Here is an 18,922-nt window from a genome sequence, read left to right on the forward strand (position 1 = left end):
TTCTAAGTAGCGCTGGTTAAGCGCAGTCATGTAATTCATAGGTAAGCAGGCATTGTGAAAGCACAATGCCTTTTAGGGGATAGTAGTGCAAGCTGAGCAAATCATCGAAAGTACCTGTGCTTATTGTGGCGTCGGTTGTGGCATTGATATTACTAAGCAAGGCGAAAAAGCTAAGAAGCTGCAAGCCAGCGCAGATCATCCAGCAAATTTTGGTCGGCTTTGTGTTAAAGGTAGTAATCTACTCAATACGATCAGCGAGAGCGGGCGCTTACTTGTGCCTGAGATAAATGGTCAACAAGTGCCTTGGTCTGATGCTATTGAGCAAGTTGCCAGAGGTTTTGCTGACACCATTAAAAAGTACGGTAAAAACTCAGTGGCGTTTTATGTCTCAGGGCAATTATTAACCGAAGATTATTATCTCGCCAATAAACTCATGAAAGGTTATATCGGCTCGGGCAATATTGACACTAATTCACGGCTTTGTATGTCATCTGCGGTTGCTGCTTATAAACGCAGCTTTGGCGAAGATGTTGTGCCGTGTAATTATCGTGATTTAGAAACTACTGAGCTGCTATTAATCACCGGTTCAAATGCCGCGTGGACACATCCTGTTTTATTTCAACGTATTGAGCGAGCGAGAAAAATTAACCCTAATATGAAATTAGTGGTTATTGACCCGCGTGCTACAGCAACCAGTGGCGCGGCAGATTATCATCTTGCTATTAAACCCGGCACCGACGCGGCATTTTTTAATGGTTTATTATCTTACTTATCTCAGCATGGCGGCGTAGATCAAAACTATTTAGCTGATCATACTGAAGGCTTTGATGATGCCCTAGCTCAAGCATCATTATGGCCGGTAGAGCGTGTTGCTCGTTATTGTGATATTAAGCAAAGTCAGCTTGTGCAGGTTTATCAATTATTTGTTGACAGTTATTCGGCTATCACGCTGTATTCAATGGGTATTAACCAATCCAGTAGCGGGGTTGATAAATGCCAGAGTATTATTAATTGTCATTTAGCCAGTGGAAAAATAGCCAAACCGGGCTGTGGGCCATTTTCTATTACTGGCCAGCCCAATGCCATGGGCGGTCGAGAGGTTGGCGGCTTAGCTAACCAGTTAACGGCACACCTTGATATTGACAATAAAGCTCATCGTGACCATGTGCAAAGCTATTGGCAATCGCCGACCATGGTGACCTCGGCAGGTAAAAGTGCAGTCGCGATGTTTGATGCAATCGAACAAGGTGAAATCAAGGCCGTCTGGATCATGGCGACAAATCCTATGGTGAGCTTACCAGAGCGTGATAAAATCAAGCGCGCGCTAAGCCAATGTCCATTGGTGGTAGTTTCTGATTGTGTTAGTGATAATGACACGTTAGCACTTGCTGATATTAAATTACCAGCCACGCCTTGGTTAGAAAAAAATGGCACTGTGACTAACTCCGAGCGTCGTATTTCTCGACAAAGATCGGTGCAAGCACCGAAGGGTCAAGCTCGCCATGATTGGCAAATTATAGCTGATGTTGCAAAGAGTATGGGATTTTCAGGCTTTGACTATCAGCATGTTAGCGATGTATTCACTGAGTTTGCCGGCCTAACTGCCGTCAATCAACAGTCAAATCGTATTTTTGATATTTCCGGCTTAGCGAGTTTATCTCCTGAGGCATACGATAAGCTCAGACCGATGCAATGGCCAATCAATCGTGACTATCCAGCAGGGTGTTCACAAGTGTTTGAAAATGGATGTTTTGCTACTAAGAGCCAAAAAGCACAGCTCTTTGCTGTTACGCCCCAATTCTCCGCACTAGCAACCGATAAAGACTTCCCTTTTAGCTTAAATAGCGGTCGTTTACGAGATCACTGGCATAGTATGACGCGCACAGGTTTAGCATCAGAATTAACTCAACATACCACTAAGCCGTATTTATACCTTAACCCACGTGATCTCACCGCACTTGATGTCATGGAAAATGACATCGTAGCGATACACTCAGTTTGCTCTGGAAATGAACCTGTTTTACTGCAAATTCAGGCGGATGAGGGCATACGTGATAACGAGTGTTTTATGCCGATCCATTGGAATGAACAATTTGCTTCTCATGCTAATGCTAGCCGTTTGTATCCAAGTATTGTTGACGCTATATCTGGGCAACCGGAAAGTAAACAAGTGCCGATAGCAATTAAGAGCACTCAGTTCAAGCAGTTTATTGAATGTCATCTTGATGATGCACTTTTAGCTCAGGTTGATGTTAAGTCAAGATTGCACAATATGGATTTCTGGCTAAAAAATAAGACCAATTATGGTATGCAATTAAGCCTGGCGAATAAGGCCCCAATAACTGATTTAATGTTATGGTGTCAGCAATTGATTAGCGAGAAAATTGACGGTAAAACAGCTACGACAAAAGCCGCGGCGCCGACATTGTCGTTAAATCTAGAGTGGTTGAGTTTTGGTGATGCCGCAACCCAGTACATTATTTTGTTAGCGGATAAAAAATTGCTATTTGCTTGTTATGTTTCAACGCAATGGCCTGAATTTGAAAATGCTTGGTTTCAGCACTTGTTTAGCAAAGAGACTTTAGATTTTAGTGATATACAGGCGTTGTTGATTGGTCAAGCAAGCAGTGAGTTTAGTCTAGGTAAGCAAGTTTGTTCCTGCTTTAATGTTGCACAAAACACCATTGTTGACGCGATAAAGGCAGGAGCGACGACCGTTGAACAATTGGGGGAAAGCTTAAAATGTGGTACTAATTGTGGCTCTTGTAAGCCTGAACTTGCTAATATGATAACGCAGCATAGTCGTCATGCTGGACTTGAGATAGCAACAATGTTGCAGTAATTTAACTGACACTACATTGGTGTCATCAGCTGTATGATGACAAAATATGTGGGTAATAAAAAAGCACCCTAGGGTGCTTTTTTCATGCTGTGCAGAAATTTGCTAAATTTGATTAGGCATCAAACATGGCAGAAATTGATTCTTCGTTACAAACACGACGAATCGCTTCTGACAACATGCCACTTAAGGTAAGTTGACGAACTTTCCCTAGTGCTTTAATTTCATCAGATAATGGAATTGAGTCAGTGACTACCACTTCATCAATAACTGAGTTTTTCAAGTTTTCAGCAGCATTACCAGAAAGGACCGGATGAGTAGCATAAGCAAATACGCGTTTAGCACCGTGTTCTTTTAAAGCTTCAGCAGCTTTTGCCAACGTGCCACCGGTATCAATCATGTCATCAACGATGAAACAGTCGCGACCTTTAACATCACCAATAATATGCATAACTTGAGCTACGTTCGCTTTAGGGCGACGTTTATCGATAATCGCAAGGTCAGCATCATCTAATAATTTAGCGACGGCACGCGCACGTACAACACCACCAATATCAGGAGAAACCACCACAGGATTTTCAATGTTACGCTCTAACATATCTTCAAGTAAGATAGGTGTACCAAAAACGTTATCTACTGGTACATCAAAAAAGCCTTGAATTTGCTCTGCGTGTAAATCAACCGTTAAGACACGGTCAACACCTACACTTGATAAGAAGTCAGCAACAACCTTCGCAGTGATTGGCACACGAGCGCTGCGTACACGACGGTCTTGACGCGCATAACCAAAATAAGGCATAACGGCAGTAATACGTCCGGCTGATGCACGACGTAGCGCATCAATCATCACGATTAGTTCCATTAAATTATCGTTAGTAGGGGCACAGGTTGATTGAATAATAAAAACATCGGCACCACGCACGTTTTCAGTAATTTCAACACTAATTTCACCATCACTAAAACTACCAATTTTGGCTTCGCCTAAGGTGATGTATAAGCGATTAGCTATTTGTTTGGCCAGTTCAGGGGTGGCGTTACCCGCAAAAATCTTCATGTCAGGCACTGTCAGTTCCTCAGAAATTTTTGACATCTAAATTACGATACTGAATTAAACGGTAAGTTAAATATCAGCAAATTATTTTATTTTTGCCAGTTTTAATGGCATATATATGAAATTTCATCCGAACTTAATTTTCGTTTACTGCCGCAATTGCAGCATGTAAGGGCGATTGATTGAGTCCTTCTGCTACGAATGACTCTATGCCGTTTGGCAGTAAAGATTGTACGTAGCACGCGTCTTGTTTAGAGCTAAAACGTGAAAATATGCACGCACCAGTTCCAGTCATTTGGGACGGCGCGTATTCTACCAACCAAGCCAGTAGTTTGGCAACCTCGGGGTAGTGTTTTATTACCCAAGTTTGACAATCATTATGATAATTTTCGATATCGGCATCGTTGTAACGTATAGCGGGTGTGTCACGGGTTAAATCTTTGGCAGTGAAAACATTTTGTGTAGAAATACTGCAATTAGGTTTAGCAACTAAATACCAATAAGTTTTTGGTGAAGCCGGGGTAAGTTGTTCGCCAATTCCTTGAGCAAAGGCAGCAAAACCATGGACAAAAATAGGTACGTCAGCACCTAAGGTAATGCCTAGCTCTGCAAGCTCAACAACCGTAAGTTGGGTCTGCCAAAGTGCATTGAGTGCTAATAATATTGTTGCAGCATTTGATGAACCGCCACCTAAGCCACCACCCATAGGGAGTAATTTTTCTAGCTTAATTTCTACGCCTTGCTGACATTGGCTATGGTCTTGTAAAAGTAAGGCCGCTTTGACGATTAAATTATCGCTATTCTCGACCCCCGGGATTGGCGTTAATAACGTTATTGTTTTATCTTTGGTGACTTTTAAATCTAGGGTGTCATGATAGTCAAGAAATTGAAAAACGGTTTCTAGCTGGTGGTAACCATTGTCCATTCTACCAACGATATGTAAGAACAAGTTCAGTTTTGCTGGTGAAGGAAATGAATGAAATACGTGTTTATTCAAAACGGCCTCGTTAAATTTTCCATGAATGAATGGCTATTTTTATCCGTAAATCGCCTTGCGTGATCGTCAGTTGCTTAGCCAATTGATATTGACCAATATGGTGATATTTACTGTATTTAATTAGCCATTCTTTATTGTTATAGAAACTGGTTAAAGACTCAGGTAGTTGAGTGGTTTTATGATATGTCAGTTGATCGGTCGGTAAAAATGCAATGCCTTTTAACCAATGGCTCATCGCACGTGTCGGTAAATCCAAGCCGGTTAATGAATAGATCAAATAGTCTAAGTCTTGAGTCTGGTAATGTTCGCCATCAACTTCTAAGGTGAAGTTGTCTTGTTGTTGGTTAAGTTCTAAAACTTTAATACCAAACAAGGTGGATAAATTTAATGATTCTGTTTTTTTAGCTTCGTTTTTTTGCCAATGCAGTGTTGCACTTTGGCGTGCTTGATTATTGATAAAAGCGATTTTGCCATTAATGGTCCAGCGCGTAAGTAGTGATATTTGTTTATTACGGCTGTCAATATCTTGTTTTGCTTTATTGTTTTCTACTGGCCTGTCGCTAATGCTACTACAAGCACTTAGTATACTGGCAAAAAATAGAACAATGAGAGACTTGCTGAGCATAGCATTCCTGAGTAATTACATTAAAAAGCTGACTTCACGAATGAAAATAATAACAAATAACCAAAACATATAGCTAATCATTCACTCGGCGCTTTCAATTTAATGTGATATTTCGTAAAATTATCGCGATTTTTTGTCACAGATCATAGGTTTTTTTCATTGTCTGGCTGATAATAGAGCTAACCCGTCATTAACTGCGTATAATATACGTAAATAAACTGGGTTATTCGCAGCAGACTTTGCCTGCCATTTAAATTTTTTGGATTTAATATACTCATATGTCAATAGTTGCAGTAGGTATCAATCATAAAACCGCTCCGGTTGCCGTTAGGGAAAAAATATCTTTTAACCCTGATAACCTGAGTATGGCTTTGCAAGAGCTATTAGATTCAGCCGACTGCAAAGAAGCCGCGATTTTATCTACCTGTAATAGAACCGAACTTTATATAGTGCAAGAAGGCGATGTAAGGTTAACGCAAGAGCGTGTCGTGCGTTGGTTAGAGCAGCATCATAATGTACCTGCATCAATCATTACCCCAAGTTTATATTGGCATCAAGATCAACAAGCAGTAAATCACATGATGCGTGTGGCTTGTGGCCTAGATTCATTAGTACTTGGCGAGCCGCAAATTCTAGGACAAATGAAGCAAGCTTATAATCAAGCAAAAGCGGCTGGTTCTATGGCCTTGGTGATGGATCGACTTTTTCAACGAACTTTTGGTGTTGCTAAACAAGTTAGAACCGATACCGAAATAGGTGCAAGTGCTGTTTCAGTTGCTTTCGCAGCCGTTAATCTTGCAAAACATATTTTCGCCAGTTTGGATAAAGCCCGCGTTCTACTCGTTGGAGCAGGAGAAACTATTGAGTTGGTTGCTAAACATTTATACGAAAATAATGTTGGTCATATTACTGTCGCTAACCGTACTATAAGTCGTGCGGAGAATATGGCGAAGCAATTTGGTGCTGATGTTATCACTCTAGCGCAAATTCCAGAAATGATGGCTAATGCCGACATCGTGATCAGCTCGACCGGTAGTACTTTGCCTATTATCGGCAAAGGTATGGTGGAGAAAGCCTTAACGAAAAGAAAGCATCGCCCAATGTTTATGGTTGATTTAGCGGTTCCGCGAGATATTGAAGAGCAAGTTTCTGATCTTGAAGATGTTTTTCTATATACCGTTGATGACCTGCAAAACATTATTGCCAAAAATCTCGATAATCGTCGTAAAGAAGCGGTATTAGCTGAAGGCATCGTTTCTGAGCAATCAACGAGTTTTATGTCATGGCTACGAGGCTTAAATACTCAGGATACGGTGATTTCTTACCGTAAACAGTGTCTAGAAAATCGTGATTTATTGCTCGAAAAAGCGATGCAACAATTAGCAGCAAATAAAAAGCCTGAAGCTGTCATCGCTGAACTTGCTACTAAATTAACCAATAAATTTATGCATGCCCCGACCAGTGCCATTCAATCAGCGGCACAAGGTGGTCAGTTAGATAGACTCGTTTACTTGCGTGATATTTTCGACATTGATCACCAAGCATAGTGAGGATAAAAATTAACCATCTGTATCAATAACTCTTCCGTTTTATCAAGCCTGTATATGGATCTGCCTAGCTAACCAGCCGTCCTTAACCTGTCCATGACTTGTCTATCTTGCGGTTATTTAATGTTGTTCCGCACGACTTTAGAGGCATGAATCTACGTCTCTAAAGCTTTTAATTTGCCTGCTGTGAGTAATTATTTATTCCATTTGCTATAAACTACTGCTAATTATCAGCCGAGTCGAATATAATGCGCGGGTAATTCATCAATTATTGACTATATAAGATCATTTAATGAATAAATCTGTTTACCAAAAACTTGAAATACTTGTCGAACGCTTTGAAGAAGTGCAAGCGTTGCTTTCTGATCCTGAAACCATTTCTGATCAAGAAAAGTTCCAAGCTTTATCGAAAGAATTCTCACAATTAGAAGTGGTCACTTCAGCCTTTCATGCTTATCAAGAAGCTGAAAGTGATTTTGCTACCGCTGAAGAAATGCTTAAAGATGATGATCCTGATATGCGTGAAATGGCGCAAGAAGAATTCAAAGAAGCCAAAAAAGCCGTAGAGAATATGACTGCAGAGCTACAGATATTGCTCTTGCCTCGTGATCCGAAAGACGATAATAACTGTTTCGTTGAAATTCGTGCTGGTGCTGGCGGTGATGAAGCGGCTATTTTTGCTGGTGATTTATTCCGTATGTATAGCCGTTATGCTGAAAAGCAAGGTTGGAAAATTGAATTGATGAATTCCAATGAGAGTGAGCAGGGCGGTTTTAAAGAGATAGTTGCTAAAATTAACGGTGCGGGTGTTTATGGTCAGATGAAATATGAGTCTGGCGGTCATCGAGTACAACGTGTACCAGAAACTGAATCACAAGGGCGAGTTCATACCTCAGCTTGTACTGTGGTTGTTATGCCTGAAATTCCAGAATCACAAGCCATCGAAATTAATAAAGCGGATTTAAAAGTGGATACTTTCCGTGCTTCAGGCGCTGGTGGTCAGCATGTTAACAAAACTGATTCCGCCATTCGTATTACTCATATCCCAAGTGGTGTGGTGGTTGAATGTCAAGATCAGCGTTCGCAACATAAGAACCGTGCACAAGCGATGTCAGTATTGCAAGCACGCTTACAACAAGCTGAAGATGAAAAGCGTCGAAGTGCTGAAGAGTCTTCACGACGTAATTTGGTGGCTAGTGGTGATCGCTCTGAGCGTATTCGTACCTATAATTTCCCACAAGGACGGATGAGTGATCATCGTATTAACTTAACGCTTTATCGTTTGAATGAAATTATGGAAGGTAATTTACATTTGGTACTTGAGCCTATTATGCAAGAGAGTCAGGCTGATTTATTAGCAGAGTTATCTGAGCAACATTAGTGTCTGAACCTGCCGTAACACCATTACTATCATTTGAAAAATTATCATCGCTGACCATTGCTAAGTTAATTGCTTTTGGTCAGCAATTTCTGCTGCCTCATTCTGACAGCGCGAAGTTAGACACTGAAATTTTACTTTGCTTTGTGATGAATAAGTCAGCAAGTTTCTTATTAACTTGGCCAGAGCATAAGTTAACACCGCAGCAATCACAGCAATTTTCGGCGTTAATACAACGCCGAGCTCAAGGCGAACCCATTGCTTACATCGTCAAAATACGTGAGTTTTGGTCATTGCCACTGCAAGTTTCACCTGCTACCTTAATTCCGCGTCCAGATACTGAAGTATTAGTTGAACTGGTATTAAGTCATCATCAAGATCAGATTATTCGCTGTTTAGATTTAGGTACCGGCACAGGCGCTATTGCTTTGGCGTTAGCGTCTGAACATCCTCAATGGCAGATAGAGGCGGTAGATTATAGTCATGAGGCGGTAGCGCTTGCCAAGCGCAATGCTGATAACTTGAATTTAACTCAGGTGAATATTTATCAAAGTGATTGGTTTAGTCAAGTATCTGGTGAAAAATGCTTTGATGTTATTGTCAGTAACCCACCGTATATCGATGAAAATGATCATCACCTTAATGAGGGCGATGTTCAGTTTGAGCCAAAAACGGCTCTGGTTGCACTCGATAATGGTTTAGCTGATATTAAAATAATTGCCCGCCAGGCGCTTAAATTTTTAAAGCTCGGTGGATTCTTGTATATTGAGCACGGTTTTGAACAAAGTCATGCTGTGCAAGCCATTTTAACCGATTTAGCTTATAGCGAAATTCAAACAATAAAAGATTATAGTGATAACGACCGAGTTACTTGGGCTTGTTATTCAATTTAAATAACCGTAATACCAATAATAATTTAATGGAGTTTATCGTGCTTAAACATTTACACATGACCGTTGCTGCGATCAGTATTTTGCTTTTTACTTTTCGTTTTGCTTTAACTTTAGTTAATTCAGAAAAATTAACATTGAAATGGTTGAAAATTGCCCCACATATTGTCGATACCTTATTGCTTGGCCTTGGTATTGCTTTATCGATTAAGTTAGCGATAAACCCTGCTGAGCAATTATGGCTAGCTGAAAAATTATTTGCTGTTGTTGCGTATATTTTCACCGGTTATTACACCTTGAAATTAGCGCGTAACCGTACCATGCAAATTATTGGCTTTTTGGGTGCTATGGGCTGGATCATGTTAATTGTCCGTATCGCTATGAGTAAAGAAACGGTATTTTTTGCCGGTTTGTAGTAGAAATTAAAGATTTAATATTAATAGAGTATTCATGAACGATCTGTTGTTGTCAGAAATAAAGTCTGAAAAAAATGAGTTATTACAAACTTTTTTATTAGTAGAAGAGTATATTTTTGGTAAAGCAACCGATACCCAAAGTGAACTGGACGATCTGGTGGCATATTGCCAAGCTGAAACTGACGAAGTTCCAGAGCCTGTAGAACGCGCAGAAGTGTTAATTAATGCTTTGTTTATTGATCAGTTATTTATCGATAAACAGCAGCAAAATTGGCCAGTTATTTCACATCAAGTATCGTCAGCATTAGCGCATAAGTTAATTTCACCGACCTTAAAAGCAGTGTTGATTGCTTATGTAGCTAACGCCTGTGATTGTCAGGCAGATATTGTTTTTGTGCCAGAAAAAGCCATGTTAAGAATTGTTTGCGACGAAAATTACGCCATTATTTTTGATCCCGTCACCGGTGAATCGTTGAATTGGCACGAGTTAGATAGTCGTATGAATGAAATGTCTGGCGATCCGTTTGAAATAACCTTAGATACGATGAATCAAGAAAGCCTAGTGCTTGAGCATATCACTAGTCTAAAAACGGCATTTATACAAGAACAAGCATACGATAATGCGTTAAAATGTGTTGATATGCTACTGGCATTAAACCCCAATGATCCGTTTGAACGCCGTGACCGTGGCTTTTTATTACATCAGCTTGATTGTTTTAAAGTGGCTTATGATGACTATCAATATTTTGTTGAGCAATGCCCAAAAGATCCCGCAGCACAGTTATTAAAGTTACAATTAGATAAAATTTCAATTGCAGATACGGTATTACATTAATAAAAATTGAGTAAACGAAATACCACAAATAGTTTTAAAAATTATAAAAATAATAAATAAGTTTGAGAATTAAAAGGATAAATAATGCAAGATTCTGTTATGGCTAGCGTGCCATTGATCACTAACGATGCAACTGTACTCGGTATTTTAGCACTAATTTTAGGTTTAGTATTTTATACCTCTAATAGCAGTAATGCTGCCTGTCGTTCGTTTTATAAATATGTGCCTGCACTACTTATGTGTTACTTACTACCATCACTGTTAAACACTTTTGGTATTGTTAGTGCAGAAGTTAGCCACGTTGATGAAGTTGCAAAGTATTATTTGTTACCTGCCTGTTTGGTTTTATTAACCTTAAGTATTGACATCAAAGCGATTGCTGGGCTTGGTAGTAAAGCCGTTATTATGTTTTTAACCGGTACCGCGGGTGTTATCATCGGTGGGCCATTAGCGCTACTTATCGTTTCAGCTATTTGGCCTGAGTTAATTGGTGTCTCTGGTCCTGATGCCGTATGGCGTGGTATGGCCGCTCTTGCGGGGAGCTGGATTGGCGGTGGCGCTAATATGTTAGCGATGAAAGAAATCTATGGTGCTGATGGTAAAATATTTACCATCATGGTGACGGTTGATATTGTAGTGGCAAATATTTGGATGGCTGCTTTGCTTTATATGGCGGCAAATCATAAACGTATTGATGCCAAAAATGGTGCTGATACCACGAGTATCGATCGACTGGTTGAAAAGGTAGAAGCGGAAAGCCGCGCGAACTCAAAACAGCCTGAGCTAAAAGACTATATGCTTATTTTAGCTGTTGGCTTAGGTGCTGCAGGTATGGCACATTTAGCCGCTGATTATTTAGTACCATTCTTTCAAAATAACTATCCTGACTTAAAGAAATTTAGTTTACACAGCAAACTCTTTTGGATTATTGTGCTTGTTACTACTATAGGCTTAGCACTTTCTTTCACAAAAGTAAGAAAGCTAGAAGCGGTTGGTGCCTCTAAAGTGGGTAGTAGTTTCCTTTATGTGTTAGTAGCGACTATTGGTTTGCATATGGATATTACGCAAATTGTTGAAGCGCCTAAATATATGGTTATTGGTTTAATTTGGATGGCAGTACATGTCATCTTACTCTTTGCTGTTGGCAAATTTATCAAGGCGCCGGTATTTTATTTAGCAGTGGGCAGTAAAGCTAATATTGGTGGTGCAGCATCTGCTCCTGTTATTGCTTCAGCATTTCATCCGTCACTTGCTCCTGTTGGCGTTTTATTGGCGGTATTTGGTTATGCGCTTGGCACTTACATGGCATGGTTATGTGGGCAGTTATTGAGAATTGTAGGTAGCTAAAGCGATAACCTGGAAATACATTTGGAAATATTATGACAAAGCAATTAATTTCACTGGGCGATATTGAGATCGCAAACGATAAGCCTTTCGTACTGTTTGGTGGTATGAATGTACTGGAATCACGTGATCTAGCAATGACCATTGCAGAGCACTATGTTGAAGTGACACAAAAGCTCAATATTCCTTATGTATTTAAGGCCTCATTTGATAAAGCTAATCGCTCATCTGTTAGCTCCTATCGTGGTCCTGGCTTAGATGAAGGTTTAAAGATTTTTCAAGAAATAAAATCAACTTTTAATGTGCCGATCATTACCGATGTACATGAACCTTATCAAGCAGCTCCTGTTGCTGAAGTTGCTGATATTATTCAGTTACCTGCTTTTTTAGCCCGTCAAACTGATCTGGTTGTTGCCATGGCAAAAACCGGTGTAATTATTAACGTTAAAAAGCCACAGTTTCTTGCTGCTCATGAAATGCGCCATATCATCAATAAATTTGCTGAAGCAGGCAACGAAGACATCATTCTTTGTGAACGTGGTAGCTGTTTCGGCTACAACAATTTAATTGTTGATATGTTAGCGATGGATGAGATGAAAGACTATGCCCCGGTGATGTTTGATGCTACCCACGCATTACAACAACCGGGTGGTCGTGCTGACTCTGCTGATGGACGTCGCGCTAAAGCTGCGCAGTTAGCCCGTAGTGGTATGGCACTTGGCTTAGCAGGGTTATTTATTGAATCCCACCCCGATCCATTAACGGCGAAGTGTGATGGTCCTTGTGCACTACCACTAGATAAGCTTGAGCCTTACTTAGTGCAAATGAAAGCTATTGATGAGTTAGTTAAAGGTTTTGAGCCATTAATTACTGGGTAACATAAAAACGTGTTATATGATAACGGATTAATAAAAAGGCGCTAATTAGCGCCTTTTTTGTTATTACTATTTGTTTTAAATATCGGAAAACTAATACCAATTTTACTAAGCTCTGAGTGGGATCAAACTTAATAAACTTGGTATAACGGTTTAGATATCCATCATTAAATACAAACCTTTGAGAGATATTGAAAGTATTTGATAGAGCTAGAGAGGGGATTATGGTACATGCCGTATTGTTAATGAAACAATACGGCACATTATCGTTATTATTGTTTGTTTAAATGATGGAAGTCGATATCTTCGATATTTTTACCGGCGTTAGGATCGTTAAATACGGCTTCGTCAAACTGCTGTTCAGACTTACCAACAATCACGGTGACCATGCTATCACCAGTAACATTTACTGCTGTTCGGGTCATATCTAATAAACGGTCAACACCAATAATCAAGGCAATGCCCTCGACAGGTAAACCAACTTGTTCTAACACCATCGCTAACATTATTAAGCCAACACCCGGTACTCCGGCGGTGCCAATGGAAGCTAACGTTGCCGTAAGAATTACCATTAAATAATCAGCGAGTGTTAAGTCTTGACTAAATACTTGTGCGATAAAAACCGTAGCAACACCCTGCATTATTGCGGTTCCATCCATGTTGATGGTGGCACCTAATGGTACGGTAAATGAGGCGATAGAATTTTTCACCCCCATTTTTTTCGTCGTAGTTTCCATGGTGATAGGTAATGTTGCATTACTGCTTGAGGTTGAAAAAGCAAAAATGGCGGTATCACGCATTTTCTTTAAGAAGATTATTGGGTTTAAGCCGGTTAATAATTTAAGTAATACCGGGTAAGTAACAAAAGCATGTAGTAATAAGGCAAATACCACAACAAAAAAATATTTTAATAAATTGCCAAAAGTGCTGAGAGAAACGTCAGTAAATAAACCCGCTAATAAACAAAATACGCCATAAGGTGCAATGTTCATTAATATTGTTACAAGGCGCATAATAACTTCGCTTAAATCTTCGAATAATGAAGCAATACGCTCACCCGCTTTACCTGAAAGCGCGATAGCGATGCCAAACAATAAAGCGAAAATAATGACTTGTAGCATATTACCTTTAGCGAAAGCGGCAAATGGGTTACTTGGAAACATTTGAATAAGCACTTGTGCAAGTGACGGTGCTTCACGGCTAGTAAATGTAGTGCCGGCAACCATATCTACCCCTTCACCAGGGCTGATCAGTAAAGCCAGTGACATGGCAAAGCTAATGGCAATTGCGGTTGTTAATAGATATAACCCAATGGCTTTTCCGCCTATTCTGCCAAGCTTAGTGGTATCTTTTAACGAGCAGGTACCACAAATTAATGAAACAAAGACCAGAGGCACAACTAACATTTGTAAACTGGAGATAAATACTTGCCCACCAACCTCAAAAACACCATCAACTAAAAAACCACGTAATGAAAGGTCAAAGAGATATAAAGGAATGACGGCATCAGAGCCGTCGGGCATTAACCACTGTAAAATGGCACCAACGAGAATACCTGCAACCATACCGGTAACAATTCTGGTGGTTAAACTTGCTTGCTTTTTTTCAGTCATATTATTCTAGTTTTATTAAACGATGACTTATTATGTTGTTGCTAGGAGTATAAATCAAATGATTAAGGGCTTGGGATTGTTGATTTTAGAGATTATTTTACCAAGGTTTATTTTATAGTCAGGCAAGATTGATAATATGTCATGATTATATGTTAAATGAATACTATCGTTACTTAGCTTTAAACTGGGTTTTATTTTTCATTACGCTGGGTGATGTGATGGACGCTCCCAATTACGGCGTCAATGCGCCAAACTGGTTAAAAACAATCAGTTAATTTAAGGAACGTCCGTCATGAAAGTTAGCACAATATCAATTGATTTAGCAAAAAACGTTTTTCAACTCATGGGGTTTACTGAGGCTAATAAAGGCGTTTTTAATAAGCGCTTGAACCGCGCTCAACTGAAGCATTTTATGCAAATGCAACCCCCATGTCGTGTTGTGATGGAGGCCTGTTATTCTTCTCATTATTGGGGCCGGTTGTTTGAATCCATCGGTCACACTGTGCACTTAATTCCTGCGCAACACGTGACACCTTTTGTGCGAGGAAACAAGAATGACAGTAACGATACACTGGCCATATTCGAAGCAAGTAGGCGACCTTTCATTCGGTTTGTCCCCATCAAAACCCAAACTCAGCAAGAAACGTTAATGCTACATCGCTTGCGAGAAAGGTTACTTAAAACACGTACAGCGGTCACTAATCAACTACGTGGTTTATTAGCTGACATTGGCCTTGTTTTCCCGTTAGGCATACCTGCTTTTAATGAAAGTATGCAAGCATTATCACTTGATACCACGTTATCGGTATCAGTTCAGTGGCTAGTTAACGATGTTTATCAAGAATTCAAAACCTTAAACCTACGTATTAAAGCGATTGAAAAACAATTAAAAACTGACATTGAAGCCAATTCATTAGGGCAAATACTATTGAGTATCCCTGGCATTGGTTACCTCAATGCTTCTGCCTTTATTGCCTCTATAGGCAGTGGACAAGCCTTCACCAGTGCACGCGACTTTGCTGTTTGGCTAGGCATTACACCCAAACAATTTGCCTCAGGCAATAAAAGCGTGATGGGCGGCATCAGTAAACGTGGAGACCAATACCTGCGTAAACAGCTTATCCATGGTGCGCGTGCCATCATCGTTCATGCCAGAAAGAAACACGATGCATTGAGTGTGTGGATAACCCAGTTAAGTGCACGAAAACCGTTCAATTGTACCGCGGTTGCCACTGCGCACAAGTTAGCACGCATCATGTGGACATTGTTACAAAAGCAATGCCATTACACGCCTCAACCGGTTAAGGTAATCACATGATTGACGACCCGTTTTACCCTCTAGTAAGCCTGTGCAGGACAAAGGCCATGAGTCTGTGTGGGTGTTTAGGCTGCTAGAGGGGACTTAATTTATCCAGAAAACTTTTCAAGACTGTTGTTGATAAGATGAAAAAAAAAGGCACTAGCCAACTAGAACAAAGCCTGTGAGAGGACAAGTGTATCTATCACGTTTGGGTGAACAATGTTTTAAGGTATTTCTAGTTCGCAACTTATCTGGAGCATGGATAACAAACCATAGCTCGAATATATGTCAGTACAGTTTGCTTTAAGCAAGCGAAAGCGCCTGTCATCATGAACAAAAGTATGAAAAGAGTAATGCTCAGTAATCAAAAACATAAGCCCGTTTTGTTATGTTTTCGTATTCACTTGGGTTGACATCAAGGAAGCGTCCATATATGTCCCGTAAAGGTTTGAAACACTTGCGATTGTGATTAAAATCACTAAGTTTTAAATAAATTATCCTGCTGAAAAATAACCGTTATCAAGCAAAGTATGTTTTTTTTCTTAATCACTGACCTTTTCTGAAAAATTCGGTTAAGATGAGATAAGTTGATGATAAAAATTACCAGGGAGATGCTTTTTATGGCGCTACTTCAACGCTTTAGTTTTATTTTACTGTTTGCAACTTTGACCGGTTGTGGCGGTAGTAGTGGTGGCTTTGATGAAACCCCAGATGAGGGTGAAGGTACACCTGAACCAGTTACAATAACTTTATCAATATCAAATGTTAATGTGGAAAAAGCAGTTCCTGCTACTTTAACGGCAACTGTTATGCAAGGAACAACGCCATTATCAGGTAAATTGGTCACTTTTTCTATTGATAAGGCTGAACTTGCAAACTTTGAAACAGATGTAAGTTCAAGTGCTACAAATACTGACGGCCAAGCTGAAATAATATTATTAGCGGGCTTAAGTAGTGGTTCGGGTAGTATTACTGCAACCGTGGACGGTATAGATTCAAATGCTGTTACCTTTACGAGCGCAGGTGATGGTGATGATGGTAGCTCTAATCAAGTTACACTTAATTTGGCAATATCGAATATTGATGTAGCACGAGCAACACCAGCAACTTTAGTTTTAACTTTGATGCAAGGAAGTACTCCTGTACCAGGTGTACTTGTTACATTCTCTATTGATAATGAGGATTTAGCTAGCTTTGCAACAGATATCAGTACAAGCATAACCGACGTAGAAGGTAAAGCGAGTATTGGTTTGTTGGCAGGCTCTAGTAGTGGTGCAGGTCAGGTTTCTGCGACTATCAATAATACTAATTTTGTTTTTGTTAACTTTAATAGTGCCGGTGATGGTGGTGACGTTGGAGAGCCTACTGCAGCAGCGATAAGTTTATTTGCCAGTAGCCAACAAATTGCATCAAGTGGCAGTGATACTGTTAATTTGACGACTATTGCTAAAGATAAAAACAATAACCTTGTTGAAGGGGTTACAATCACCTTTAGTGCTACATCCGGACAGATAGAAGTTGTTAATGCTGTAACTGGTGCTGATGGTCAAGCAACGGCAGTATTAAAAACAAATAATGAGCCGACAAATCGGACTATTTCAGTTACCTCAATTAGTGGGGAAATTAACGATACGGTTGATGTTCAGGTAATAGGTACATCAATTAACCTTACTGGCTCGTCGTCATTAGCCATTAATGATGCTAATAACTTTTTTATTCAAGTGCTTAACTCTGACGGTGTAGGTATTTCTAATGCAACTGTTGATTTGACGTTGTCACCTCCTACGACAGGTACCGCGGCCGCTCTTACTATTGTAAGCTCAGTTGTAACTGATATGACCGGTCAAGCAAACTTCACTGTAACAGGGACCAGTGGTGGTTCTAATACATTGATTGCAACGGCAGTGGGAGTTTCCTCTGAACATCCAATGACAGTTCAAGCCGATTCGTTTTTATTCAGTCGCTTTAATAATGGAAGTGGACAGGGGGATGTCGTTCCTGACTCTACATTACCAGATGTCTTTTTATCCGATTCTGCAACTATAGAGTTAACTTGGACGCAATCCAATACACCGATTGCTGATGGTACTATTGTCAGCTTTACCTCAACACGCGGAACAGTGGTCCAAGACTCTAACACCACCCAAGATGGGAAAATAACGGCCACTATTAGTTCTTCTAATGCAGGTAAAGCATTGGTGACAGTGACGGGGAATGATAATGGAGTGACATTAAGTAATCAGCTAGAGTTTGAGTTTATTGCTGAGGACGTTGCTACGATAGATGCACAAGCATCACCAAGCTCAATTGCGCCTAACGGTGATACCTCAACTATTTCCGTTATTGTTAAAGATGTAAATGGTAATCTAGTGAAAGGAAAAACAATTGATTTTTCTTTAACTGGCACTAGTGGCGGTGATATTTTGCCAGCAAGTGCTGTAACAGACAGTAATGGTAGTGCCAGTACGGTTTATACCTCTAATACCGTGTCATCTCAAAATGGTATATCTATTACTGCAACAGTAAAAGAAGAGCCATCTATTTCTGATACTGTGACATTAACGGTTGCAGATCGAGATTTATTTATTACTTTAGGAACAGGAAACGAGTTAATAGAAGTAGATAGCACAACGTTTAATAAGCAATATGTGGCATTTGTTACTGATGTTGACTCTGCATCTCCTGCAAAGAATACTGTATTAACTATCTCGGCAGTACCTCAGGGATATAGAAAAGGAGTTTGGAGCCAGGCACTAGATGAAAATGGTAGTTTCGAAAGTTGGTTTACCAATGTAACTGCTACATGCGGTAACGAAGATTTAAACGTTGATGGTGTGTTAGACGTAGGTGAAGACACTAACGGTGATAGTCAATTAACTCCAGGGAATGTAGCTGCTGTGATTGGCGAAGTTACTACTGATGATCAAGGTAGTGCATTAATAGACATTAAATATCCACAAAATTTTGGTGGGTGGATAAACATCAATTTGGTTGTTAGCGCGAAAGTAGGCGGAACAGAAAGCTTAAGACAGACGACTTTTATACTACCTGCGCTATTGGAGGATGTATTAAATGAGGATGCGCCACCGCCTCAAGGTTTAAGCCCATTTGGATTTTCAAATGACTGTACTGATGTAAATTAGTTGTCAAATTGCAGAATAAAAAAGCCGCAAAATTAGCGGCTTTTTTGTTTTCGGCTATTGCCACATGCT

Annotated in this window: 14 protein-coding genes; 10 read left to right on the forward strand and 4 right to left on the reverse strand. The window is 40.0% G+C overall.

What is annotated here, in order from left to right:
* The first annotated feature begins 85 nt into the window (after nt 1-85).
* On the forward strand, nt 86-2,842 hold the full coding sequence (locus FGD67_RS17315; protein WP_257172311.1) for a nitrate reductase: 2,757 nt from the start codon (nt 86-88) through the stop codon (nt 2,840-2,842).
* A gap of 112 nt (nt 2,843-2,954) precedes the next feature.
* Here the strand turns inward: FGD67_RS17315 and FGD67_RS17320 are convergent, their stop codons facing one another.
* The 3 genes from FGD67_RS17320 to lolB all read right to left on the reverse strand — a co-directional run bounded on the left by FGD67_RS17320 (nt 2,955) and on the right by lolB (nt 5,512).
* Entirely contained in the window at nt 2,955-3,902 is a 948-nt protein-coding gene (locus FGD67_RS17320; RefSeq protein ID WP_257172312.1) for a ribose-phosphate pyrophosphokinase, read from the reverse strand.
* Nucleotides 3,903-4,026: 124 nt separating this feature from the next.
* Entirely contained in the window at nt 4,027-4,887 is an 861-nt protein-coding gene (gene ispE, locus FGD67_RS17325; protein ID WP_257172313.1) for a 4-(cytidine 5'-diphospho)-2-C-methyl-D-erythritol kinase, read from the reverse strand.
* Between the two features lie 10 nt (nt 4,888-4,897).
* A complete protein-coding gene (gene lolB / locus FGD67_RS17330; RefSeq protein ID WP_257172314.1) occupies nt 4,898-5,512 on the reverse strand; it encodes a lipoprotein insertase outer membrane protein LolB in 615 nt (204 codons plus the stop codon).
* A 278-nt stretch (nt 5,513-5,790) separates the two neighbouring features.
* On the opposite strand from lolB, the gene hemA reads away from it, so the two are divergent.
* The 7 genes from hemA (at nt 5,791) to kdsA (ending at nt 12,800) form a co-directional block, all read left to right on the forward strand.
* Nucleotides 5,791-7,059, forward strand: a complete 1,269-nt coding sequence (gene hemA, locus FGD67_RS17335; RefSeq protein ID WP_257172315.1) for a glutamyl-tRNA reductase — start codon at nt 5,791-5,793, stop codon at nt 7,057-7,059.
* A gap of 292 nt (nt 7,060-7,351) precedes the next feature.
* Complete coding sequence (gene prfA, locus FGD67_RS17340) at nt 7,352-8,440, forward strand: peptide chain release factor 1 (protein WP_257172316.1); 1,089 nt, start codon at nt 7,352-7,354, stop codon at nt 8,438-8,440.
* Entirely contained in the window at nt 8,440-9,330 is an 891-nt protein-coding gene (gene prmC, locus FGD67_RS17345; RefSeq protein ID WP_306556764.1) for a peptide chain release factor N(5)-glutamine methyltransferase, read from the forward strand. The genes prfA and prmC overlap by 1 nt, the downstream gene beginning before the upstream one ends.
* A 38-nt stretch (nt 9,331-9,368) precedes the next feature.
* Nucleotides 9,369-9,743 carry a SirB2 family protein gene (locus FGD67_RS17350; protein WP_257172317.1) on the forward strand — a complete coding sequence of 125 codons (375 nt, stop codon included), beginning with the start codon at nt 9,369-9,371 and terminating at the stop codon, nt 9,741-9,743.
* Between the two features lie 34 nt (nt 9,744-9,777).
* On the forward strand, nt 9,778-10,578 hold the full coding sequence (locus FGD67_RS17355) for a tetratricopeptide repeat protein (RefSeq protein ID WP_257172318.1): 801 nt from the start codon (nt 9,778-9,780) through the stop codon (nt 10,576-10,578).
* A 99-nt stretch (nt 10,579-10,677) separates the two neighbouring features.
* A complete protein-coding gene (locus FGD67_RS17360) occupies nt 10,678-11,925 on the forward strand; it encodes a DUF819 domain-containing protein (protein ID WP_257175151.1) in 1,248 nt (415 codons plus the stop codon).
* A gap of 32 nt (nt 11,926-11,957) precedes the next feature.
* Nucleotides 11,958-12,800 (forward strand): 3-deoxy-8-phosphooctulonate synthase, encoded by an 843-nt coding sequence (gene kdsA, locus FGD67_RS17365; protein ID WP_257172319.1) that lies wholly within the window; start codon nt 11,958-11,960, stop codon nt 12,798-12,800.
* A 269-nt stretch (nt 12,801-13,069) separates the two neighbouring features.
* Here the strand turns inward: kdsA and FGD67_RS17370 are convergent, their stop codons facing one another.
* Nucleotides 13,070-14,410, reverse strand: a complete 1,341-nt coding sequence (locus tag FGD67_RS17370) for a dicarboxylate/amino acid:cation symporter (RefSeq protein ID WP_257172320.1) — start codon at nt 14,408-14,410, stop codon at nt 13,070-13,072.
* A gap of 292 nt (nt 14,411-14,702) precedes the next feature.
* Between FGD67_RS17370 and FGD67_RS17375 the strand changes: the two genes are divergently transcribed.
* Both FGD67_RS17375 and FGD67_RS17380 read left to right on the forward strand, forming a co-directional pair.
* Complete coding sequence (locus FGD67_RS17375) at nt 14,703-15,728, forward strand: IS110 family transposase (RefSeq protein WP_257171489.1); 1,026 nt, start codon at nt 14,703-14,705, stop codon at nt 15,726-15,728.
* Between the two features lie 602 nt (nt 15,729-16,330).
* Nucleotides 16,331-18,853: an Ig-like domain-containing protein gene (locus FGD67_RS17380; protein ID WP_257172321.1), complete on the forward strand. Its 2,523-nt coding sequence runs from the start codon at nt 16,331-16,333 to the stop codon at nt 18,851-18,853.
* The last annotated feature ends 69 nt before the right edge of the window (nt 18,854-18,922 follow it).

The organism is Colwellia sp. M166 (assembly GCF_024585285.1).
Lineage (GTDB): Bacteria > Pseudomonadota > Gammaproteobacteria > Enterobacterales > Alteromonadaceae > Cognaticolwellia.